Below are 23816 nucleotides of genomic sequence, written 5' to 3'. Positions count from 1 at the left end.
GTACTTAACAACAAGTGCCTAAAAAGCCGCCAGCCTTTTTCCTTCTGGCGGCTTATCAGACAACAGAACAAACAACCGGGTAAACCTGCCCGGTTGCACTCCTTCCTACGGCATACTGCTATCCGCTAAAAAAGCGCTATTCTTGATACAGGCATATTTATTCCCCAGGCCGAAAAATGAAGTGCTTACGGTATTTTACCCTGAAACACCCTATAGCTGATGCCAGGCTTGTCATGGCACTGGTATTTATTGCCTGTTTATCGCCGGTATTTATCCAAAAGGCAGCAGCTCAGCCGCCGGAGCAAGAGCAAGAGCAAGAAAGCAAGTTAGCAGCTTTATATCAGCTCAGCCTCGAAGACTTGATCAATATTCGGTTTTCTACCGGCATTGCCGGCCCCGCCCAGAAAAAACTGGACTCTTCCATCGCCATCACCACCATCCCCTTTGACAAACTCATCGCACTGCAACCGCAAAGCACTGCAGATTTGCTGGAAGTAGTACCGGGCTTTTTCACCGAAGACAGTGCCGGCGAGGTGCATAGCAATTTTTCTGCCCGCGGCACCTGGGGGGACTCCAACCGTATGATAGGCATGCACAACGACGGCGTGATGCATGCCTACAGCGATATCTTTAACGGCTCGCTAGGCAAAATTGATTTGATGACCGAAAAAGTCGAGGTGGTGCGTGGCGGCACTGCCGGCATTATTTCATCCCGCGGCCCTTCTTCAGTGGTGAACTATATCACCAGAAAAGGCAGCAAAACCGGGCAAGGCCAGAGCAGCCTTAAGATCAGCGATCACCATACCCGGCGTTTCGACGGCTATTATTCCGGGCCGTTTACAGATAACTGGCTGTTTGCCCTGGGCGGTTTTTACCGCCGCCAGGACGGCCTGCGCGACCGGGGTTTTACCAGCGACAGCGGCGGACAATTCAGGTTCAATCTCTCCCGGCAACTGCTCTGCGATAACGTTTCTGATGGTGAAATCATCCTGAGCTACCACCATGTTAACGATAAAAACGCCTTTTATCTGCCAACACCTATGACCAATATAAAAGATCCCCGGGCCATTCCCGGCGGGATAAATGCCCTGAAAGGCAGTTTAGCCAGCCTGGATGCAAAACAGGTAAACCTTGTCAGTCCCGAAGGCTTTATCAGCCATGATCTGGAAGATGGCATCCATACCCGGGTCAATACCTTTGGCCTGGATATCAGTAAAAGCTTTAACAACCGGCGCTGGAGCATCAATAACCAACTTAGGGTTATGCACTACAAAGGGGACGGCAATGCGGTTTATCCTAACGGTAATAACCAGATCCAGGGGGCATTGCAGCGTTTATATGGCGACGGCGGTATTGCCGACACTATGTTTGCCGCTTTCCCGGGAGCCGCTGCGGTGCAATATGCCTATGCCGGCAGCGGCGAGCTAATCCCGGATGAGCACATCCCGACCTTAAACCGTAACGGCCTGACCCAGGAGCTGACTTACCGCCACTTCGGCTATCACCTGAGCCAACTGGTCAATAACTTTACTGTCCGCTATCAAAGCCGGGATAATACCCTGACCCTGGGCAGTGTCTACCTTATGGCGGATTACGATAAATTATACCGGAACCAGCATAAATACCTGGCAGAATTAACCGACAATGCCCGCAAACTTGACGTGGTCGCCTTAAACGCCAATGAAGAGATCATCGGACATTATACCCGGGAGGGCTTCAGCGACTTTTTTACCGAGCTCTCCCTTGGCGATGCCAAGCTCGATTCCCTGAGTGTATATCTGCTCGATGAATACCAGCTGACGGAGAACTTCAGAATGGACTTTGGTGTCCGTTATGAAGATTTAACCGTAAAAACCCGCGCCTGGCTCAGTGAAGCCGACCTTGACATCCCCCCAGCCTATAATGATATCGACATACTGGCGGATAATAACGTCCGGGCCTGGCGCACAAATGAGCGTTTTACCCTCAGCCCGAGGCATGAAAGCGACATCGGCTGGTCCGTCGGGGCAAATTACCATGTTAGTGATCACCTCGCCCTTTACAGCCGTTATACCGATACTTTTATGTTCCGCTCGGATTTGCTCGGCGAAGTGATCAATGCCGCCCGTGCCCGGGATGTTTCCGAGGCCCAGAAAGACTCAAAAACCGAACTCAATTTCTTCGAAATCGGGTTGCGCTACGCCAGAAAGCACTTTGCCACCTCATTAACCCTGTACAATACCGAGTTCACCCCACAGGCCATCAATGTTACTGTCTCTGAAAACGGCCGGGATGTCTTTAAAAGCATAGAATTTGATACCCGGGCCTGGGGACTGGAATTCGAAGCGAACTGGGCTCCCCGCCCCTGGTTTACTCTGGCAATGACCGGCGTGATCCAGGACGCCGAATATACCGGGGCACAAGGCTTGATTGACGGTATTGAAGTTGACGGCAACCAAATCAACCGCATCGCCAACGAGCAGATAAGGCTGACTCCAATCTTCTATTTTGACAATAGCGAGCTGTTTTTTACTTATCATTACCTGGGAGAGCGTTTTGGCAATGCCGCCAATACCAGTAAACTACCCGCTTATGCGACTTTAGCCGCCGGAATTTCCTTTTTTTTAAGCGACAACCTCACCCTGATGCTAAAAGGCACCAATTTAACCAGGCAAATCGGGCTGTCAGAAGGCAACCCCAGAGACCAGAGCCAGTTTGGCCAGCTGGAAATTGCCGATAATTTTTATGCCAGGTCAATTTTTGGCCGCACTTTCACCGCCTCATTAACTTATGCCTTTTAACACAAGAAACCTGTTTTTTAGAAAATAATGATCTCAATCCCGCAGGATATCAAACCAGCCCCCCGGTTAGCCAGAATAAAAATCTATCAATTTGATATTGATGCCTTTTTTATTCTCTCTCCTGCTGCCTGCTATTTTTCCGGATAAGCAAAGAAGCTTTTATCGGCTGCGGGAGATGAGTTTTTATCCATTTTCAAAGCGGCCTGCTCCATTAAAACGATCGCTTGTGCTAATGTTTTTGATAAAGGTAGGTTTTAATTTATCGCCTGTCGTGGAGAAAAAAGAGACAAAATAGTTAACAAGATAAGATAAATAAAGGAATAACGGCTTACTCTGAAGAGAGGAATTAAGCAATTAACGCTTGATATTTGGCTTTATTCGGTTCGAAAAGTTACTTTACTGACAAAATCTAAGGTTATTTGTTCATGATTAAAGTTAAAAAGTGGTTGAGAGCATACTTTCGTTCCGGACTCGATGAACAAAGGTATAATGATATCAACAGCCAGATCACCATCATCTATTTTTTCTCTTTTGTCGGCATGCTGGTGACCGGGGTTTTAGCGGTTAATGCATTATTGAACAATAATTATCTGCTGGCCCTGACCCTGCTGATTTCCCATGTCGTCTATTTCTTATGTTTTTATATTTATAAAGCCACCAAAACCATCAAGTTATCTTTAGCCATCATCTTATATTCCAACTTTATTCTGATGTCGTACCTGGTGTATTCCGGCGGGGTCGCCAATACCGGTCCCTTGTGGGTCTTTATCCTGCCTTCCATTGCCTTGTTTATTAACGGCCTGATCAGGGGCATAATGGTTATTTTGGCATTTATCGCCTTTATTTCCCTGCTGATGTTTTATCCCAATGAAGCCCTGCTCGCTACCAGCTATCCGCTGGAATTTAAATTACGCTTACTTTATTCTTTCATTACCGTCAGCGCCTTATCTGCCTATTACGAATATGCCAGGGAAAGTTCCTATCTGCATACTTTGGAATTAAGCCGCAAATATGAATTATTGTCCCGGTTAGATCCCCTGACCCAGCTTTCCAACCGGCGCGATGCCACCAATACCTTAGAGCATGAACAATTACGCCTGGCACGCAATGCCGAAACCCTGGCGATTATTATTAGTGATGTTGACTATTTCAAAAAAATCAACGACAGCTTTGGTCACAGCGCCGGCGATTATGTTTTGGTGGAGCTGGCCAAGTTGTTCAAACACTGCAGTCGCGGGCAAGACACCGTCGCCCGCTGGGGCGGCGAAGAATTCCTGTTTATTTTACCGCAAACCAATCTCAGCCATGCCCAGGATTTTGCCGCAAAACTTCATCAGGCACTGGAGCAGCAGCACATGTGTTATCAAGAGCAGGTGATCGAAGTGACCTTAAGCATGGGGATCAGCGAATTAAAACCCGGGCAAAGTATCCAGGAAGCCATCAGCATCGCCGATAAATACCTGTACCAGGCGAAACAGGCCGGCAGAAACCAAACTTTTCCCCAGATCTCTGCGGTAAAATATGATGCCGCAGATAAAGCGGTAACGGGTTAGGGTCCCCGGCTAAACCTTAGCCGCGCTTTCACTGCTGTCCATTTTTGTCACCTGCCTGACTTCAACCGAAGACTCCGGGTACCTGAAATAGGGGCTTTTTTTGGCCCAGATAATAGCCTCATCCATGTTGTCTGCTTTGATAAAAGAATAACCTGTCACTAAATCTGATACTTGGGTTGAAGAAATATCACTGACAACACCGTCCCCTGCCACCGTAAAACCACTAAAAATCAAAGGGGCGCCTAATGAAAGCAATTGCTCGTTTTCCTGCAATGCCGCCACCCAGGTTTGCCATTCAGCTTTTGATGCGGCAATTTCCTGTTGGGATGCCTTTGCCATCCAGTTGGCATCACCCCCTTTATAGATCAACATAAATTGTTCCATTACTCTCTCCCTGCTAGCCATGAATGTACTTGTTGTTACTTTTAAAGAGTTTAGCCAAGCAAAGCCTTAACAACAGTCATTGATAAACTTTTGGTGAAAATATTGCGTTTATACCCCGGGAGCATTGATCCGTTAGAATTGATAACGGATACTGAATCCGGCATTACGATCCGGCGCCGGGGTTAATATGCCGCCGCCAAGTGTCGGAAAACCATGGATAAAATAACTTTCATCCCAGATATTGTCTATCCAGAACCCCAAAATCCACCGGCTGCCGGGTTCATGGTAACTGACATCCAGATTCGCCAGGTCAAACGCCGGCAGCGCACTCACCTTTATATTGGCGGGATCCTGATAGCGGATCCCGCTATAGCTGTGGCTATAACTGATATTCAGCTCGGCGCCGCTGCCTAACATGCGCTGATAGGTAAAAGACAGCGCAGCAGCATGTTTAGGGGAGTTACGTAACCTATTATCGGCAAAATTTCCCTGGGTACTGGTAAATTCCTCAAAGCTGGCATCCAAATAACTGTAATTCCCCCGCAATTGCCAATTATCTGCCAGCGTCAATTGCCATTCCAGCTCAAGACCTTTACTGATAGCATCGGCAGCATTTTCGGTGACAATAACGCCGATATCATTAGCATCGTTTGGATCATCCACCAATTGTAATACCTGCAAATCATCATAAGCCATATGAAAAAAAGCGGCATAAAGACGGGCATCCCCGCCCGGGCTGTGCCACTTAAGACCTAACTCATACGCCAGAACACTCTCTTCATTAAAAGGGGTGCGGGCCGCCACGGCATTTGGTGCCTGGCCCTGAAAACCTCCGGATTTATAACCGGTGGCAACACTGAAATAAGTATGTAAATCCGGATTGGGCCAGTAGTCGATGATCATTCTCGGGGTGAATTTCCCCCAGGACTTTTCCGCTTTTTCACGGTATTGCGTGTTAATGATCAATAATCCGGGAATTGAGGACTGGTGAATATGTTTTTCATCCCGACTAAAGCGCCCGCCCACCGTTAACGACAACGCCTTACTAACGGAAAAAGTTGTTTCTGAAAACAAAGCAAAGCTATTGGTGATATTGTCCTGGAAAGAGAAACTGTCGGGATTAAAATTAAAGGTTTCAAGGCGCTCGATATCTTCATGAAAGTAAAAAAGCCCCGCAAGAAAAAACCAGCTTTCCCGCTCAAGACTCAGCCGCAACTCCTGACTAAACTGCCAGCTTTTTTCCCTGACATCATTGGTACCCGCCACAGGCCTGCCAAACACGGCGGCCAATAAACCTTCCTGTTCACTTAAACCCTGTTGATCAATGGAAGAGGCCATATCTGTTTTGCGATAGCCGCTAACGCCATGAAGTTCCCCCCAGGACAAGGTTTTTTCGAATTGAAGCGTCAGGGCATAAGTATCCCGGTTTTGAAAACCATTATAACCGGATAAGTTATAATAGGGACTGTGCGCCGCTTTAAGAGAAACTTGTTCAATTGCCGCACCGATAGCGCCTGCAACAGCGTGGCGGCCTGCCCCTTCTCTTCTTAACCAGCTGTATTCCCCGATCAACCGCCAATGATAAGGGGAATGCGGGAGGTATACTTGTCCCTTGATGCCGCTGTCATGAATATCCGACTGCTCGGGACCATAACCGCTGTTGACCACGCCGTCACGCTCGCGGTGAAACAGGGATAAACTGCCCAGATATTGCCCGTCGTCGTCAAAGGCTGCGCCCCAATAACCGTTCAAGACTAAAATGCCGTCATTACCCAGTGCCAGCTGAACATCTTTGTCGCTTTCTTCCTCCGGTAAGGCCGAGATAACATTGATCACACCTCCGGTGGCATTTTTGCCATAAAGGGAGCCTTGCGGTCCCCTCAATACTTCTATGCGTTCGAGATCATAAAAATCAAACAGAGATCCCGCCGCCCTGCCCACAGGCACGCCGTCGGCATTAACCACTACGGCATTATCGCCGCCGGCACCGTCTTCGTTTGATCCTATACCCCGGATAAAAAACTGCGGCTGACCGACATTAAATTCCCCGGCAGAAAAGCCCGGGGTCAGATGCGTGAGTCCAAGGGCATCAAAAACCCTGAACCGGCCTAGCTCTTCCCCCCAAAAATTACTAACCGCAACCGGGACTTCTTGCAGTGTTTGCTGACGCTTTTGTGCGGTAATGGTAATGGTTTCCAGCTCAGGGGAGGTTTCTTCGGCAACAGCTAAGGGGTTAACCGCAAGCAATACAGCGACAAGTAATACAGTGAGAAATAACAAAAACCACAGATACCGGTTTTTCTTGTAAGTCAGCGAGCGGTTATACATTGACAGCCTTCCTTATTCATTAACCGGTCAACCGTTTAATGATAAGGCCAAACACACTTTGGTTTGAGTATAGGATAAAATTGCAATAGCCAGTCTCAGCAGGCATGATAACCAAGGTATTTTGAGCCGGCTTTATCTTTGACAGGCGGTCTGAGCTGACAGCCATATTAAACAGGCACTTCATCCGTTTTCTCAAATAAATACCCGACAAAGCGCCCGTGGTTAGCTTCCGGTAATAATTTAACAACAATATAAAAAGGTTAATGGTTATGGACTATCAACAATTTCCCAAAGTCGACCTGGGGTTTTTCCCTACCCCGTTAGTAAAACTTCCCCGGTTAAGTCAGGCTCTGGGATGCGAAATATGGATGAAGCGCGATGATATGACCGGCCTTGCCTTTGGCGGCAATAAAACCCGTAAGCTCGAATATATCCTCGGTGATGCCCTGGCCAAAGGTTGCGATACCATCATCACCGCCGGCGCCGCACAATCGAACCATTGCCGGCAAACGGCAGCGGCGGCGGCGCAATTAAACCTTGAGTGCCATTTGATCTTAGGGGGCGAGCAGCCGGATAAGGCTCAAGGCAACCTGCTGTTGGATAACCTTTTCGGCTGCCATATCCACTGGGCCGGAGAAAACCGCAAGGGAGAAGATATTCCCGCCCTTTACCAAAGCTTGCAAGCCGAGGGAAAAAGGCCCTATATAGTGCCCTACGGCGGCTCCAACGAATTGGGGGCACTGGCTTTTGTCAATGCAGTTAAGGAGTTGGCAGAACAATCCCGGGGCCTGGCTTTTTCCCGGTTAATTTTTGCCTCCAGCTCGGGCGGTACCCATGCCGGCTTAATGTTGGGCAAACGGCTTTTTAACCAGGCATTTGAGCTGATCGGTATTAATATCGACAAAGATGAAAGCGCAGACTTACCTTTTGATGCCCAAATCCTTGAACTGGCAAGAAAAACAGCAGTAATGGCAGGCAGCACTGAAACCTTTTCCCCCCGGGAGCTGATCCTCAACCCTAATTACCTGGGGGAGGGATACGGAATTGTCGGTAGCCGGGAGAATGAAGCCATTGCCCTGACCGCACAGCTTGAAGGCATCCTATTAGATCCGGTTTATACCGGCCGTGCCATGGCGGGATTAATCGATATGATCAGAACCGGAGCAATCTCCCGGGGGGAGCAAGTGCTTTTCTGGCATACCGGCGGCGCCCCTTCGCTGTTTGCCTATACAGAGCAGCTGGATTTAACTCAGGGTAAAAATCAACCGATATAACCCCAGACAGACAAACCTTATCCCGGGCGTCAGGCGGTAACCACTCCTCCCTGGCGTTATCGCCGCTAAAATCCCTCCTGGCGCCAATACCTTTCTTAAGCTATCAATATCATTAGATTTTTATGGCACTCCTGTACTTCTCTACTAGTCTTTATTTTATCCTCCCGACATCCGCTGATCACAAGTTGTCGTCACCGTACGGATAAATCAGCCAGACTTACTAGGAACAGCAACCATGAGCACCATGAAATTAAAAAGAGGTAATAAAGAGATCACCCTGAAAAAAGTCGACGATCAATTTGCCGTACGTTTGAAACAGGGAGCCGCCACCACAGAGCAAGAACTCAATGCGGTATTGCGCCAGCCAAATGTACACTCCTGCCATATCTCGGCAGTCGAGCCGGCGAGAATGGATGTCTTCTCTCTCAGCGACAGTAAAGAGCTGGAACACACCATGGATGCGCTGCGCCATGCCGAAGAAAGCGAGGTGATCAGCCATGTATACAGCCTGGATGATGATAAGGCAACCCCGGTAGTGCCCACCGGCAAATTAACGGTACAATTTAAACCCGGGGTCAATAACCATAGCCAGGAGCAAATCCTCGGCGACTATGGCCTGGAATTTGTGCAGGCCCTGGACTACCTGCCCCGCACCTACAGCGTTTCCTTAACCCAGGCCTCCACCATGAACCCGTTAAAAATTGCCGCGGCATTAGAGACACGGGATGAAGTGGAAACTGCCGAAGCGGACCTCGCCTTTGAGGTGGCATTAAAACACCAGCCGATTGACAGCCTCTATGCCCAGCAATGGCACCTGAGCAATAGCGGCGGGCCCGGCCTGCGCTCGGGAGCAGATGTCAAGGCCGAACCCGCCTGGGAATTTACCCGCGGCAGCCGGGATATCAGTATTTGTGTCATGGATGACGGTTTTGACCTTAACCACCCGGATTTAAGCGGCGCCGGCAAAATCGTCTCCCCCAAGGATTTTGGCGATAATGATACCAGTCCCCGTCCGGTCAAAAGAGACGACAACCACGGCACTGCCTGCGCCGGTGTCGCCGTGGCCGAGGAAAACGGCAGCGGTGTGATTGGCCTTGCTCCCCTTTGCGCCCTGATGCCGGTACGCACTTCCGGCTGGTTATCCGACGACAGTGTCGAAGCCCTGTTCCAGCACGCCATAGACCACCATGCCGATATCATCAGCTGCAGCTGGGCGGCGGCGAGCTGGAATTTCCCCTTATCGATCCGCATGACAGGCATTATCCATAAGGCCGCTACCGAAGGGCGGCGCAATAAAAAAGGTTGTGTTATCCTCTTTGCCGCCGGTAATGAAAACCGTCCCCTGGACGGCGTCAAGGACGGCAGGATATCGCACCAGGGATTTGCCCTACACCCGGACGTACTGGCGGTAGCCGCCTCCAACAGCCTGGATCAAAAGTCCGATTACAGTAATTTTGGCCCTGAACTTTCTGTGTGCGCCCCTTCCAGCGGCAGTCCCGGCAAAAGGATCGTCACCACCGACCGGCTCGGGCAAAAAGGCTACCAGGGCGGGGATTTCACTTTCTCCTTTGGCGGCACTTCCAGCTCTACCCCGCTGGCAGCCGGTCTCGCCGGGCTGATCCTTTCCTTTAATGAAGATTTAACTGCCGCCGAAGTCAAAGACATCATGCAAAAAACGGCGGATAAAATTGACGATCGCCCGGGTGAATATGACGGCAACGGCCATTCGAGCAAATACGGCTTTGGCCGTATCAATGCCGAGCGGGCACTGGCCTTACTTGCCGCCAAAGATGAACAAAGCCTGCCCAGAACCTTGTTTATGGAGCACAGGGTCAGCAAGCCTATCCCGGATCAGGGCAGTATTGATGAAGAAATTACTTTCCCGGTGGCCGCAAACATCACCGGCTTTGAAGTCTCCGTTAACATTACCCACACCTATCGCGGCGATTTGACGCTGATACTCAAATCTCCTTCGGGGACTGAGATTATTTTACACCAGGATACCGGCGGCAATGCCCAGGATCTGATCAAGTCCTACCGCATGTCGGATGAACCCGAACTCCTGGGGGCCCTGTCAGGCAGCGCTGCCCAGGGACAATGGCGACTGACGGTCAGGGATGAGCTGGCCCGGGATGTCGGGGTACTCAATAAGTGGGGCATAGCCGTCACCTATTAAAGCAAGTTTACCGGTTATCCTTCAGGCTAAGGGGGATTTTATAATAACTTCGGATGGACGGCTGGCTTTGTCAGCCAAAGCCCGGAGTGATAAAACGATTTAACGCCGGTAAAAACTGCTGAAAATGCCCAAGATGACAGTAATCAGCTCTTTGCGTTTCCTGCTGTTATTAGCCCTGCTGGCCCTGGTCGTGGCTAAATGGGACGCTTTATTTTCTATGTCCGCAATAATCGCAAGCGATAAGATCCTGGCACAGGTATTAACAAGCAAACGTACCGTTATCACCCGCCACAGCCGCGGCGCAGATTATAGCGTCATACAATACCACCTCACCCTGGCCGCCCCATCCGGGCAGCCGTTCCATTACACCCTGGATAACAGCTTGTTAAAGGGTAAGGCGCCCGTTAATGGCGAGTGGCTCTCCTTTACCCGGTTAAGGCGCAAAAGCGGTGCCGACGATTATCTGATTGACCGTGCCTCTTTGGAGCAAAGATTAATACAAGGCCCTCAACTGATACCTTGAATTTAAACTACTTAGCGCCGTAAAAATGCTCCGGGCTTTCGACCCGGCCACAAGCATTAACGCCGCCGGCAGCAAGACATGATGAATTGCATACGTATGTATGGTAAAAAACGTGTCTTTTTGCCGCTTTTCACAGTAAAAAGAAAACTTAACTTTTATGCCTTAATATCAGATGCTCCTTTTTTATCCGCTTATGTTAACTTATATCAGCTAAGGAGCAGATGTTATTATTGCCAACAGGCAGGCCGGAAATAACAATCAGGGGCTTATTTGCCCTTAATAATACCCTGCTTAGAGCGTTACAAAACACAGGAAATAAACATGCAAAAACCCACGTTATCCTTTTGGCAAATCTGGAATATGTGCTTCGGTTTTTTTGGCATCCAGTTTGGTTTTGCTTTGCAAAACAGCAATGTCAGCCGGATCTTTCAAACCTTAGGCGCAGACTACTCCAGTATGACCATACTCTGGGTAGCAGCGCCCTTAACCGGGCTTTTTGTCCAGCCGATCATCGGCTACATGAGTGACAGAACCTGGGGCAAGCTCGGTCGCCGCCGTCCTTATTTTCTCTACGGTGCGATTCTAGCCAGCTTATCCTTATTTATCATGCCTCACTCCCCTGCGCTGTGGATTGCCGCGGGTATGTTATGGGTGATGGATGCTTCGATTAATGTTTCTATGGAGCCGTTTCGGGCTTTCGTCGGCGATATGCTGCCGCGTAAACAAAGGGGTATGGGTTATGCCATGCAAAGCTTTTTTATCGGTGTCGCCTCCGTGGTCGCCTCTGCGTTACCCTGGATGATGACCAACTGGTTTGATATCAGTAATACCGCAGAAGCCGGTGTGATCCCGGACTCCGTCAGGTTTTCATTTTATGCCGGCGGCGCCTTGTTTTTGCTCGCCGTGCTCTGGACCGTTTATTCCACCAAAGAATATTCCCCCGAAGAATTGGCCGCTTTTGAAAAAGCGGAGAATGCCCTGAGCCCGCAAGAGGAATATCAGCCAAGCCGCAGCGCCAAACAATTTTTCCAGGGGGGGATTATCTGGGGTTTGACCGGGGTAGTCGCCACTGTGCTGGTTGCTTTAAATATTGAGCAACTGGATAAAAACCTGATGTTGCTCACCTGCGGCCTGCTGGTCTTTGGCCTGTTCCAGCTGATTGCCGGATTGCTGGAGAAAAAAGGCAATAACAGCAACGGCTTTTCCCAGGTGATGGTGGATCTCTTTAATATGCCAACCACCATGAAAAAGCTGGCGGCAGTACAGTTTTTCTCCTGGTTCCCGTTTTTTGCCTGGTGGTCTTCGGCGACTCCCGCTATCACCTCTTTTCATTACGGTACCAGTGATGTCACCTCAGCCGCCTTTAATGAAGGGGCCGACTGGGTCGGCATCTTGATGGCCGCCTACAATGTCTCCGCCGTATTCGCCGCCTTGACCATCCCTGTGGTGGTGCGTTTATTTAATCTAAAAACCGCCCATATGATCAACCTTTTCCTTGGTGGGATCGGCTTTATCTCTTTTGTACTGATTAAAGACCCGACCTACCTGATTGCCCCTATGATAGGCGTAGGTTTTGCCTGGGCCTCGATCTTGTCTTTGCCTTATGCCTTATTATCCAACGCGCTGCCGGCGAAAAAAATGGGCTTGTTTATGGGAATATTTAACTTCTTTATCGTACTGCCGCAGATCCTGGCCGCCAGTATCTTAGGTTTCCTGGTCAGCAAGTTTTTTGCAGGGGAAACTATTTATGCTTTGGTCATAGGCGGTGTCAGCATGTTAATTGCCGGCGTACTGACCTTACGGGTGGCAGAGCCTGAGCAGGAAATCCAGCAACCAAAAAAGGCTGAAGCCCTCACCAGTCACTAGAGCTTTTTCAGTCCTGGACATGGGGCTAAGTCAGAGAGCTTTTCTCTGGTTTAGCCCCTGTTTTTTAACCTGTATAGTGGAAAGTTAATCAGCTAATGTCTCCGGGTTAACCTCAGCGGCTCAAGTCCCCACCAGGGATCCTCAAACGGCAAAGGAGAAGTCAGGGTATGTAGAAACGCCTGCAAGTCCTCGATTTCTTCCTCGGTTAATTTTAAAGGTAAAATATCAAAGTGCGGCCGGCTGGGATGCAGCTGACGGTTATAAACCGGCGGTGACGGCTGGTTATAATGTGTTATCACCTCTTTGAGATCGGCAAACTGGCCAAATTGCATGTAGGGGGCGGTTTTGGCGATATTGCGCAAGGTTGGCGTCTTTAATGCCCCCACCAGCTCGGGGCCGCTGACTTTCAAAAAACGCATCTCATTACAGGCCCGGCCGTCGGCATCACTGAAGGCAGACAGACAGGTAAATTCATCCTGTGCCAGTAACTTCACCCCTTGGTAACGCCCCAGCTCAACATTGCCTTCAAGCGGCTCGGGGGCGCCAATATTGTGAAACTCATAATTCGTAAACAGTGGACCATTATGGCAACTGGCACAGTTACCCTTGCCGACAAATAACCTCAGTCCCCTGACTTCGGCCTGAGTCAATAACTGCTGCGCAGTGTTAGCTGCGCTTTTCTGTTGGCTTTCACTCACCAGGGCATCAACAAAGTGATCAAATCTGGCCCGGGGCAGCGCTAACCTACGCTCATAAGCCATCATCGCCTTACCGGCATTACTGAATACCCGGTTGACCCAGGTTTGTAATTCGGGAGACAGGGCTTGCCAGCGTTTGACTTGTGCTTCATTGCCCAGCGGCGATGCCGCCACCGTCAGCTGCGCCAGCTTCTGTGGCAATGTTTTTTCATCTAAGGGGCCAAAAACCTGTTGGTATAGGGGTAAATAGGCCGTTAATAATGCATGGACATATTCAGTGCGGCTGGTATTAAACTCATTGACATCTTCTATCGGACCCAGTGCCTGAGACCACAAACTGTCTTTGCGGCCATCCCAAAACTGCCAGGGACTAAAAGACGCCCCCAGTACGGTCGGCGAACTGCGAAAAGTCAAACCTGCGCCTTGGCTAAGCTTTTTGCCGTCGGTAAAATACAGCTCCGGCTGATGACAACTGCGGCAGGAAACCTGGTTATTCCGGCTTAAGCCTTCATCAAAAAATAGTTTTTTGCCCAGCTTTGCCGCCTTGAGATCATCCGCCAGCCGGTTACCGGGCGCTGGCGGCAAAGCCTTAAGCCGGCTCAGGGAAAATTGCGCCAGAAACTCGATGTCCGCCCCGGTAAAATGGTAGGGATCAACGATCTGGTTTTGTCCTTGCTCCTGACCACTGGCCGGTGGCACCACGACAAGCAGCGCCAGCACAGTAAACATATAGACCCTGGCTAACAAAGGAGAAGCCGCCAACGTTAACCGGGTATCACCACTATTCGATAAATTGTTTTTCATCACAACACCAGATTAAAGGTAAAAAAATCATCCGCAAAATGACTGTTATCCGCCCCCGGTTGGCGCAAAATAAACTTCATCACCCACCAGCCTTTCATCTGAAACTTGAGCCCGTCCACCAGGTAAATGCCCGAGTCGATTTCCTCAACCACCGCGGGTTTGGTGGGTAAACCGTGCACATGCCCGGGCATATGGCCCTGCACTTCAATTTCTACATCTTCAACCGGATTGCCGCGGACATCACTGATCATCAAGCGCCATTGGTGGATCTCATTTAACGGCACCGACGAGGATGCCGCTTGCCCTGCCCCCGGCTCTTTTTCCGCCAGGCTGCTAGCACTTGATTGGTCAGAGCCGCCGGGGTGAACCTCGATATGGGCAAAGTACTGCTCATGGCGGGAAAATTGAAAGGAAGAGATATTAAGATCTGCCGGTGCATTTTGTTTGCCCAAGGCCGGGACTTGCAGCGACATCTCCGGGTGCGCTGTGGTCGTTGACGGCTCTGTGCCAAAGCCAAGCATATTTTTATGGACACTCCTTACCCGGGTATTATGGGCAAGGGAGCCGTTTAAGCTATCTGCCAGCGTTAACGCGTCCCGGTTATGCAGCCACTGCGGCCAGATATGCAGCATGGCCTGTTCAAAATCCGTTTTCGCCTGCTGTTTTAATGCCAGGCTTTTGGTCCTCAGCTCTGCGCCCTGCTGCTGTGCTTGCGTTAACTGAGCGAGCAGCCCCTGTATTTCTTGTTCAAACCTTTGCTTGTCAGTACTTTTAGCCGCCCTGGCGCGGAGTTTTTTCAACTGCTTGCGGACCGTATTGGCCTTGAGGATCAATTCATTTGCCTGCTTTTGCCACAGGTTCGCCTGCTCAAGTTGTGCCACTGCCTTGGCAACTAAGGGGTTTTCAATGGCCGTATCCGGTGATTTTTCCTGTGCGACGGCTTTAACCGCCAGCAAGAGTAAGCTAAACAACAGCATATAAAACAGTAAGGATTTTACATTCTGAGATTTATTATTATCAGCAAGTCTTTTCATGTTAATGCACTTCATTGAGTTTATGATGTTAACCAGGCTTTAATAAAATCTGTACCAACAAATAAAGGGGGCAGTTCCCTTTGCCCCTTTTATTACCGCTGTCTTGTACAGATCAACCAAGCCGTTTCATCGTCTTAGGGGGTGAAGGTCACGGTATAGTCTTCCACCTCGCCGTAATTAAAGCTGCCGCAAGCAGAAGGTGCGCTGGTATATCTCATGACAATCCGCATCCGGGTATCGGCACCGGCAGTCGCCGGGATATCCATAGTGCCGCTGACAGCATTTCTGCTGGCACTGCCGGAATCAAAGACTTGTTCACTATCAGCAAAGGTACCGTCACCGTTAAAGTCTATCCAGACTCGCCAGTATTCACGGTAGCTGTTACCGCTAAACGCCGGAGTAAACGCAACCGTATTGCTGCCAGCGTTCAGGGACACGGTAATATCGGTATGGTCGCTGTAGGGAGCACCTGCGGACGCATAACTGGTACCGTTGAACGCCACTTCGCCAATCCACTCTTCAGAGGCATTATTGCTGCTGGCTTGACAATAGCTTGTCGGTGGCGGCGGAGGCGGAGTGTCGTTTTCAATCGCATCCCAGTCCGGTTTGACAATAAACAAGCCGGTGCCGATATCGCTTAACACGATATTGCCACTGGCAAAATACGGATAATTACTCCAGGTGCCCGAATACTGCGCGCTGTCGGAGCCGGGAATGGTATCGAAATAGGCCGCTTCGCTGAGATTGCCATTGGCAATATCATCGGTTTTCAGGATACGCAATCCGGCGCGGTAGTTGGTTTCAATCACATAGTTGTTCAGGGTATAGAGATTATGATCTATCGCTGGGGTCGGCCCGATATAGCGCCCTATTTCGCTGGGGTTGTCCAGATCGGTAACATCCCAGATATAGGAAGTGGTATTATTGCCGGTGCCGGATTCATCGAGTTCATCATTCATGATCAAGGTGGTCTGGCTATCGTTTAAAAACCAGCCCTGGTGGGTATAGCGCGAACCGCTGTAGCCGCTTCGGGAGATCTGCACCGGGTTACTTTTATCGCTGACATCAACGATAGTGATGGTATCTTCATTGTAGGCGACACAGATCTCACGCCCGCTATAAGCCGTATCCGGTCCCTGGTAATGTACGCATTGGGTATCATGGGTATAACCGTCGGCAGAAAAACAACCGGCATAAGACGGCGAGCCCGGGTTGATCAGGTTGACCATAAACAAGCCGCCGCTGCACTGGTTACTGCCGACGATATAGGCATAACCGCTATCCTCATTGATGGCGATATTATGGGCGGAGCCAAAATCGTTCATATGGGCGGTTTCTGAAAAGGTCGAGCCGGGAGACGCCGTACGCAGCTGAGTCAAATCAAAAACCTGCAAGCCGTGATTGCTTGCTTCCGAGACGATATAGGCGTGATCATTATAAACCTTCATATCCCGCCAGGAGGAGCTGCTGTTATTATGCCCGGGTAATAAACCAAGATGCACCGGATTGACAGGATCTGAAATATCGACAAAAGCGGTGCCCTGCGTGCGCCCGACAATCGCTATTTCCTTGCCGGTCACGGGATCTGTCCAGCCCCAGATATCATTTAAATTGTTACTACCTCCCCCCATTTCAGCTTTGGCCATAAAAGCCTGCAAATGAATATTGTGACAGGGGTAACCATTAGCCGAGCCGTCAACACATAAATTGCTTAACGCCCCCGGGCCCTTAAGCAGTCGTATTTGTGCGGCGGTAAGCCCTTCATTGCTATTATCGTATTGGTAATTGTCTTTATACATGGCGCTGTGACCCCAGCTTAGCCCGCTAAAAACTACGCTAAACGAAAGCAACGCCGATACCAGCGATTTTCTCTTCATAACATGTTCCTATCGAATATTGGTTTATGTTTGACATCAGGTGACACGACAGGAAGAAACGGTCCCGTAGCGACTCCTTCGCTATTGAGAATTACGGGACAGCAACCGTTGCATCCATACAACGACAATCATATTTTTACTGGAAAATAACCGAAAATCAGACCAGTGGAACTCTTAAACGCTTTCTTTATCTCCATTTATCTCCCTGTCATGTTTTTTGGGTTTTGCACTTACACAAAACAGACAGAGATTAACCCTAATCACTTTAGGTGCTGATCAGGGGCCTTGCCATGAAAAGCTGATAGTCAAAAACAAGACACATAGCTGCGGCCTGAAATAAACCATTTCATATAAGGACAAAAATTATCAGTACCTACCGATAGTTAACAATTTTTTTACCTCTGGGAATTACTAGCCCCGGGTGAGATCATGGGCTTTAATAAATGGCTGGAAATTGTTGCCAGGCAAGTCTCATTTTTGATCTCGATGGCAACGCAGGGCATTAACGGGGATAACAGGTCAGGTGATTAAATATCAAGCCGGCATCGAAATAAGACGGCCATTTGTCTATATCCGCCGGCTAAAACCGGCGGATATCCATAAATAAACGCTTAACGATATAACAGACAGTGCTGACGCCCGTTAAAGCCATGGGCAAGCACCACATAAGGGGCTTCTCCGCTACCGCGTACTTCCTACCGGCCAAAGGTGAGCATATCCACCGTCATTTCATTACCTTTGATTTCATAACGTGTGGTCAACTCGCTGGTGCCAACTGAAAAATGAGACATCAGGGCATCATTCACCAGATAACTGTCTATCAAGATACCGTTGTTTTCATCCACCACATAATGGCCACTCCCGACATCCTGTGCCTGTAACTGGTACTTTCTTAATTGCTGGCTTTCCCCTTCACCATAACTGATGTGCCAGTTAAGCGTTTGTGCTCCCCGGTTGGCGATATTCAGTCCCATAGGGAAATCATAGTGAACATTGCCTCCCTTGGAGGTGTATTGACAAGTCCCCTGCCATTGACCTTCCCAGTCGGGCAGTAAATGTTGATCGGCACCGGCACTAAAAGCCATAACAAATAGAGAGGCAGCGAGTATTGTTGTTATTTTATTTTTCATTATTCTTCCTTTGCCGTGGTCAATGGTATAAAGTATTGAAATCATTAAATAAGACGGCTTGCTAACAGCCTTCACCACCATATAATAAATAAACTGATTACGGAAAATAATCGCGATACTTTTATTAACAAGATATTTCAATCGTTTGCTCTACTTCCCCACAAAAAATTTTCTTTAATTGACAATATTTTCATCCCTTAGCCGTGCATTATTTGCGCTATTAAAAAGCTGTTCTAGACTTTAAATTAGTTTGCAGTACCCAGTAATTCGTTAATACGATTTTATTTACTCCAGACAAGGATGTTAATGTGAAAATTCGAGCGAAACTGTCTTTACTTTTTGGTACTATCACCGCCTCCTTTGTTATTCTTTCCTGCATAGCCGTCGGTTATATTGCTTATGAAATGGGCAGAAATGTCATTCAGCAACAAGCAGAAAAACACCTGACCTCGGTCCGCGGTCTGAAAAAAGATCAGATAGAACGCTACTTTTCCATTATCCGCCGTCAGGTACAAACCTTTGCCAATGACCGCATGATCATATCCGCTATGCGCGACTTTAAACGCGCCTATGACACTTACCCGCTGCCTTTTAACCGTAGTGAGCACCCGAACGAGTTAAAAAACTACTACCAGAACGAATTCGGCAAACATTTTGATTCCATCAATGACGGGGAAAACCTCGATACCCGCGAGCTGCTCGCCAACCTGCCTCCGCGGGCCGTGGCCCTGCAGCAGCAATATATTGCCCTTAACAGCAACCCGCTGGGAGAAAAAGACAAACTACTCGATGCCGGCGACGGCAGCCTCTATAGCAGCATGCATAAAACCTTTCATCCCCATATTCGCGACTTCTTACAAAAATTTGCCTATTACGATATTTTTCTGGTGGATGATAAAACCGGCAATATTGTCTATTCGGTGTTTAAAGAGCTCGATTTTGCCACTTCATTAATCAACGGACCGTATGCCAACAGCGGCATAGGTAAAGCCTTTCGCGCCGCCAACAAGGCCAATGAACCCGGCCATGTGGTAACTTCTACATTCCAACCCTATCTGCCTTCATATTACGGCCCCGCTGCCTTTATAGCTTCACCGATATACAGCGACAATGAAAAACTCGGGGTATTAATTTTCCAGGCGCCGATTGACGAAATCAATGCCATCATGACCTTCAATAACAACTGGCAGGACTTTGGCCTGGGCACATCCGGTGAAAGTTATTTAGTCGATCAGGATTATTATATGCAGTCCGCCAGCCGCTTCCTGATAGATGATAAACCCGGATACCTGAAAGCATTGCGCAATGCCGGGGTTCCCAGAGATAAAATCAGTAAAATAGAGGTTAAAGGCACCAGCATAGGCCTGCAAAAAGTCGACAGTCAGGGAGTTAAGGCGGCTTTGTCGGGGGAAAGCGGATTTTCCATTTTCCCGGATTACCGCAATGTCGAGGTACTGTCTGCCTATGCCCCGCTGGAAATTGAGGGTATAAAGCTGGCCATTTTAAGTGAAATAGACGCCGCTGAAGCCTTTGCCCCGCAAACAGCATTGGCTACCACCATTACCTATTGGTCCATCGGTATTACCCTGATACTGGTGCTACTATCCAGCTTTATCGGTTACCTGGTAGCCGGACAAATCACCAAACCCATTAATACCGTTGTCAGCTCATTAAATGACATTGCCGCAGCAGGCGGCGATCTCACCCGGAGGATCAACTCCAACCAAAAAGATGAAACCGGCCTGCTGGCCAAAGGCTTTAACGGCTTTGTTGATAAGATCCATTCGGTGATCACCGACGTTGCCCAAAATACCCGGCAACTATCCGATACCGCCAGCTCATTGTCGGTGATCAGCCAGGAGGCCAGCTCAGGGGCGCAGGATCAGCAAAGCGACTCAGACGTGATGGCTACGGCCATGACCGAAATGTCCGCCACCATCAAGGAAGTCTCCACCAATACCCAAAAAGCCCTGGAAGCGGCAAAAGCGTGCGAAACCACCACCAATAACGGCAAAAACGAAGTCAACCGCACCATCTCCCAGATAAAATCCCTTGCCGGTCAGGTCACCTCGGTATCCCAGGCTTTAACCCAGGTAAACGACCAGTCGCAAAAGATTACCAGCCTGGTCAATGTTATCAATGATATGGCAGAGCAAACCAATTTACTGGCACTTAATGCCGCAATTGAAGCGGCACGTGCCGGCGAACATGGCCGCGGTTTTACCGTAGTTGCGGAAGAAGTCAGGAACCTGGCCTCACGGGTGCAAAACTCCACCGAAGATATCCGGGATGTGGTGGGTAAATTAAACAACAGCATAGACGATGCCAATACGGCAATGTCACAGGGGGCGGAGCAAAGTGAAGCCAGCGTTTCCCAGGCAGAAAAAGCCGGCTTGGCGCTGGATGAAATCAGCCGCTCAACGGTCAATATTGAAGATCTCAATGCCATGATCGCCACCGCCATGGAGGAGCAAAGCGTCGCCACCGAAGACATTTTACGCTCGATTACCAACATCAGTGTCGTTGCCACCCAGGCAGCTTCCGGCACCGAAAAACAGGCCAATATGAGTGATGACTTGAAGAAGATGGCAGAACTGCTCGATGATGCTATCGCCCAGTTCACGGTATAAACAGCCAACAAATAGGCCAAAGCGGTACACTTCTGATAAGCGCCTCTATTGAGGAGGCTGTTTTAAAAAATTTTATTTTAAAACGACTCGGTAACTATCAAGGATTTCCTGATAGCTACCGGAGCGTTTAAGTTGTTGCAAGGCAAGGTTAAACCGGGTCACTATGGCAAGACCGCTTTTCTTGGGAAAAATAGCATACAAAGGCACAAGCGCCATCGCAGACCCCGAGGGGCTAAATTTCAGCCCTTGAAACTGCGGATAATGACCGGTAAAAAACTGCCCCACCCGCTTACTGCAGGCAAGAAAGTCAACCCTCGCTTTGGCCAGCATCTTAAAACACTGCAACATAGAAGCCGGCCTGATCAAAGTCATATCATGTGTTTGGATCAGCTTATCTAAACTGCCTTTTGCATAACCTAAAGGCAAACAAATTGTTTTTTTGTCATAGCTTTTAGCCTCCGCTGCTTGATTGTGATAGAAAACATTCTCAATAAAGATCACAGGGTCGCTAAAATAAAATGCCGCAGCGCGTTGTTCGTTACGAAAATAGGGAAAGGTCGCCTGATATTTCTGATTTTCGGTATTGGCAAGCCCCCGTGCCCAGGGTTCAAAACTCACCTTAATTTGTGCCCCGTCAAAAGCCTGGGCAAAGGTTACCTGTACCAGGCGGGTGACCAGCCCGCCGTCTGGCAGGAATTCACCGGTAAAAGGCGGGTAATCACCGGACACCAGCTTAATTTGTAGTGGCGATTGGCCATAGACGGTCAATGACACAAGCAAGCAGACAACTAAGAGATAACCTTTTTTCACTCAGGGCCCCGAAAAAAAGCAGCTACAGTTTCACCATAGCACCGTAAAGCAGATATAAAAGCCGTAAGTCTATATTTTTCATCCCCGCATACCTAAACAGGAACAAGCCCTTAGTGCTTATTCACGCCCGTAGCTCGCTAAAATACGGGTACTGGCCACAGAGGTTTCAAAATATTCAGCTTTGACCTTAAGGTAATCGCCGTCGGCAAAAAAGTCGTTTTTTGCCGCTTCATCACGAAAATAAATGGTAAAAACCCGATTAATGTTTGGCGATTCTTGCGGCAGTAACACCTCAGAGACACGAAAGTCGGCACCAAATCCGCCGCCATAAGTGGTCAAAATCGGCTTCATCGCCTGGCGGTAGGCTTGATAATTTTCATCATCAATAACTTCTAATGCCACTAACATTTCATATGCCATCTCGTTTCCTTCTTTTTCTTGTTATTTGACTATCAGGTAGCCAAGTCAAAAACATTTTCCAGCTCAGAAACCTGACTGATGGGGATAAGTTTCACCCCCTGGGTTTCCAGGCTCTTATGGTAATTTTTCTTGGGCACGATCACAATTTCAAAACCGTTACGGATCGCTTCCTTGATACGTTCTTGTCCCATAGGCACAGGGCGCACTTCCCCGGAAAGACCGACTTCGCCAAAGGCTAAGGTTTTACTGGAGAGGATCTTATCGCGAAACGACGACAGCATCGCCAGCAACATAGGCACATCGGTGCCGGTTTCATTAAGCTTCAACCCGCCGACAACATTGATATAAATGTCATTATCACCGATGGACACCGACATGCGTTTACGCATCACCGCCAGCAGCATGGACAAACGCTTATAATCCACCCCGACCACGCCCCGCTGCGGGATCTCGCCGTTACTGACATCCACCAAAGATTGCAGGTTCACCAATAAAGTCCTGCGCCCTTCTGCCGAAGCATAGGCAATATTACCCGAGGCTTCGACACTGCCGTGCTCTAAAAAAATCGCCGAAGGGTTGGTCACATCTTTTAGGCCGTCCGCCATCATCGCCAGGGTGCCGATTTCTTCGGCGCTGCCGAAACGGTTTTTATCGGCGCGAATGGTGCGATATTTAGAGTCCGACTCCCGGGCTATGCGCAAAGTAGCATCGCCGATATGACTCAGGGTTTGCGGGCCGCTGATGCTGCCGTCTTTGGTTTCATGGACAATGATAATAGTGGTGATACCGTGCTCTTTCGATGCCCGGTTTAAATAAGCCGCCGACTCTTTAACCTGGGTGACATTACCCGGAGAAGAATCTATGCCGGTTAAAAACATGGTTTGTATGGAGTCGATCACCAGAAATTTATGACCCCTATCCAGCGCCACCTGGCAGATGCGCTCGATATCGCCCGTGGTCATGATATCAATTTTGCTTAAATCCAGCTTCAACCGATCGCCCCTGTCCTTGATCTGGTTTTTACTTTCCTCGCCGCTGACATAAAGCGCCGGGGCAATTTGGCTCAACCGGGACAAGACATCAATAAGCAAGGTTGATTTGCCCGCCCCCGGTGAACCGGAAAGCAACACCACAGAGCCGTGTACTATGCCTTCGCCTAACACCCGGTCAAACTCGCTGCTGCCGGTTTTATAGCGGTGCAGTTGCTGATCGGAGACTTCGCTGAGTTTTTCAATCTCAGTATCCTGCACCGAATAACCCGCCGAGGTCTGCGCGGTTCTCTGGGTCGCGACCTTGGCTTCCTTAAATTCAACTATGGTATTCCATGCCTTACAGGCGCCGCAATTGCCCTGCCAGCGCGGATAATCGGTGCCGCATTCCGAGCAGACATAACTGATTTTTGTTTTTGCTTTCGCCATGAATTCTTTTCTTTCCTGTAGAGACTTTTCTCATGAAAAGCCGACATAGATTTTGGCCGCTTATTTTAATCAAGCCGTACACAAGAGACAAATGTTAAACGCAGATTTGTC

16 protein-coding genes are annotated in these 23816 nt (G+C 49.1%); 7 read left to right on the top strand and 9 right to left on the bottom strand.

Annotated features, from left to right (window positions below; all coding sequences use genetic code 11):
- The first annotated feature begins 176 nt into the window (after nt 1-176).
- A complete protein-coding gene (locus SG35_RS13475; protein ID WP_044832729.1) occupies nt 177-2780 on the top strand; it encodes a TonB-dependent receptor domain-containing protein in 2604 nt (867 codons plus the stop codon).
- A 425-nt stretch (nt 2781-3205) separates the two neighbouring features.
- A complete protein-coding gene (locus SG35_RS13470) occupies nt 3206-4333 on the top strand; it encodes a GGDEF domain-containing protein (RefSeq protein WP_044832728.1) in 1128 nt (375 codons plus the stop codon).
- Nucleotides 4334-4342: 9 nt separating this feature from the next.
- On the opposite strand, the gene SG35_RS13465 is transcribed toward SG35_RS13470, so the two are convergent.
- Both SG35_RS13465 and SG35_RS13460 read right to left on the bottom strand, forming a co-directional pair.
- Nucleotides 4343-4717, bottom strand: a complete 375-nt coding sequence (locus SG35_RS13465) for a YciI family protein (protein ID WP_044832727.1) — start codon at nt 4715-4717, stop codon at nt 4343-4345.
- A gap of 132 nt (nt 4718-4849) precedes the next feature.
- Nucleotides 4850-7045, bottom strand: coding sequence for a TonB-dependent receptor (locus tag SG35_RS13460; RefSeq protein ID WP_044832726.1), 2196 nt, complete (start codon nt 7043-7045; stop codon nt 4850-4852).
- A gap of 269 nt (nt 7046-7314) precedes the next feature.
- Here SG35_RS13460 and SG35_RS13455 point away from each other — a divergent pair, with 269 nt between their 5' ends.
- From SG35_RS13455 to SG35_RS13440, 4 genes are all read left to right on the top strand, one after another.
- Entirely contained in the window at nt 7315-8319 is a 1005-nt protein-coding gene (locus SG35_RS13455) for a D-cysteine desulfhydrase family protein (protein WP_044832725.1), read from the top strand.
- 235 nt (nt 8320-8554) lie between these two features.
- On the top strand, nt 8555-10495 hold the full coding sequence (locus SG35_RS13450; RefSeq protein ID WP_044832724.1) for a S8 family serine peptidase: 1941 nt from the start codon (nt 8555-8557) through the stop codon (nt 10493-10495).
- 133 nt (nt 10496-10628) lie between these two features.
- Nucleotides 10629-11018, top strand: coding sequence for a hypothetical protein (locus SG35_RS13445; RefSeq protein ID WP_044832723.1), 390 nt, complete (start codon nt 10629-10631; stop codon nt 11016-11018).
- A gap of 315 nt (nt 11019-11333) precedes the next feature.
- Complete coding sequence (locus tag SG35_RS13440) at nt 11334-12884, top strand: MFS transporter (RefSeq protein ID WP_152646624.1); 1551 nt, start codon at nt 11334-11336, stop codon at nt 12882-12884.
- 92 nt (nt 12885-12976) lie between these two features.
- Here the strand turns inward: SG35_RS13440 and SG35_RS13435 are convergent, their stop codons facing one another.
- From SG35_RS13435 to SG35_RS13420, 4 genes are all read right to left on the bottom strand, one after another.
- Nucleotides 12977-14386, bottom strand: coding sequence for a cytochrome-c peroxidase (locus tag SG35_RS13435; RefSeq protein ID WP_053043011.1), 1410 nt, complete (start codon nt 14384-14386; stop codon nt 12977-12979).
- A complete protein-coding gene (locus SG35_RS13430; RefSeq protein ID WP_053043010.1) occupies nt 14386-15420 on the bottom strand; it encodes a FixH family protein in 1035 nt (344 codons plus the stop codon). The genes SG35_RS13435 and SG35_RS13430 overlap by 1 nt, the downstream gene beginning before the upstream one ends.
- A gap of 134 nt (nt 15421-15554) precedes the next feature.
- Nucleotides 15555-17297, bottom strand: a complete 1743-nt coding sequence (locus SG35_RS13425) for a choice-of-anchor B family protein (RefSeq protein WP_053043009.1) — start codon at nt 17295-17297, stop codon at nt 15555-15557.
- A gap of 695 nt (nt 17298-17992) precedes the next feature.
- Entirely contained in the window at nt 17993-18427 is a 435-nt protein-coding gene (locus SG35_RS13420; RefSeq protein ID WP_152646605.1) for a hypothetical protein, read from the bottom strand.
- A 308-nt stretch (nt 18428-18735) separates the two neighbouring features.
- On the opposite strand from SG35_RS13420, the gene SG35_RS13415 reads away from it, so the two are divergent.
- On the top strand, nt 18736-21057 hold the full coding sequence (locus SG35_RS13415; protein ID WP_044832720.1) for a methyl-accepting chemotaxis protein: 2322 nt from the start codon (nt 18736-18738) through the stop codon (nt 21055-21057).
- A gap of 72 nt (nt 21058-21129) precedes the next feature.
- On the opposite strand, the gene SG35_RS13410 is transcribed toward SG35_RS13415, so the two are convergent.
- From SG35_RS13410 to radA, 3 genes are all read right to left on the bottom strand, one after another.
- Nucleotides 21130-21867 carry a substrate-binding periplasmic protein gene (locus SG35_RS13410; protein ID WP_044832719.1) on the bottom strand — a complete coding sequence of 246 codons (738 nt, stop codon included), beginning with the start codon at nt 21865-21867 and terminating at the stop codon, nt 21130-21132.
- Between the two features lie 117 nt (nt 21868-21984).
- Complete coding sequence (locus SG35_RS13405; protein WP_044832718.1) at nt 21985-22287, bottom strand: DUF1330 domain-containing protein; 303 nt, start codon at nt 22285-22287, stop codon at nt 21985-21987.
- A gap of 32 nt (nt 22288-22319) precedes the next feature.
- Nucleotides 22320-23705, bottom strand: coding sequence for a DNA repair protein RadA (gene radA, locus SG35_RS13400; RefSeq protein WP_044832717.1), 1386 nt, complete (start codon nt 23703-23705; stop codon nt 22320-22322).
- Nucleotides 23706-23816 lie beyond the last annotated feature (111 nt).

The organism is Thalassomonas actiniarum, from assembly GCF_000948975.2.
GTDB lineage: Bacteria > Pseudomonadota > Gammaproteobacteria > Enterobacterales > Alteromonadaceae > Thalassomonas > Thalassomonas actiniarum.
Note: the sequence above shows the minus strand (reverse complement) of the source record. Positions and strands in the feature narration are given on the sequence as shown.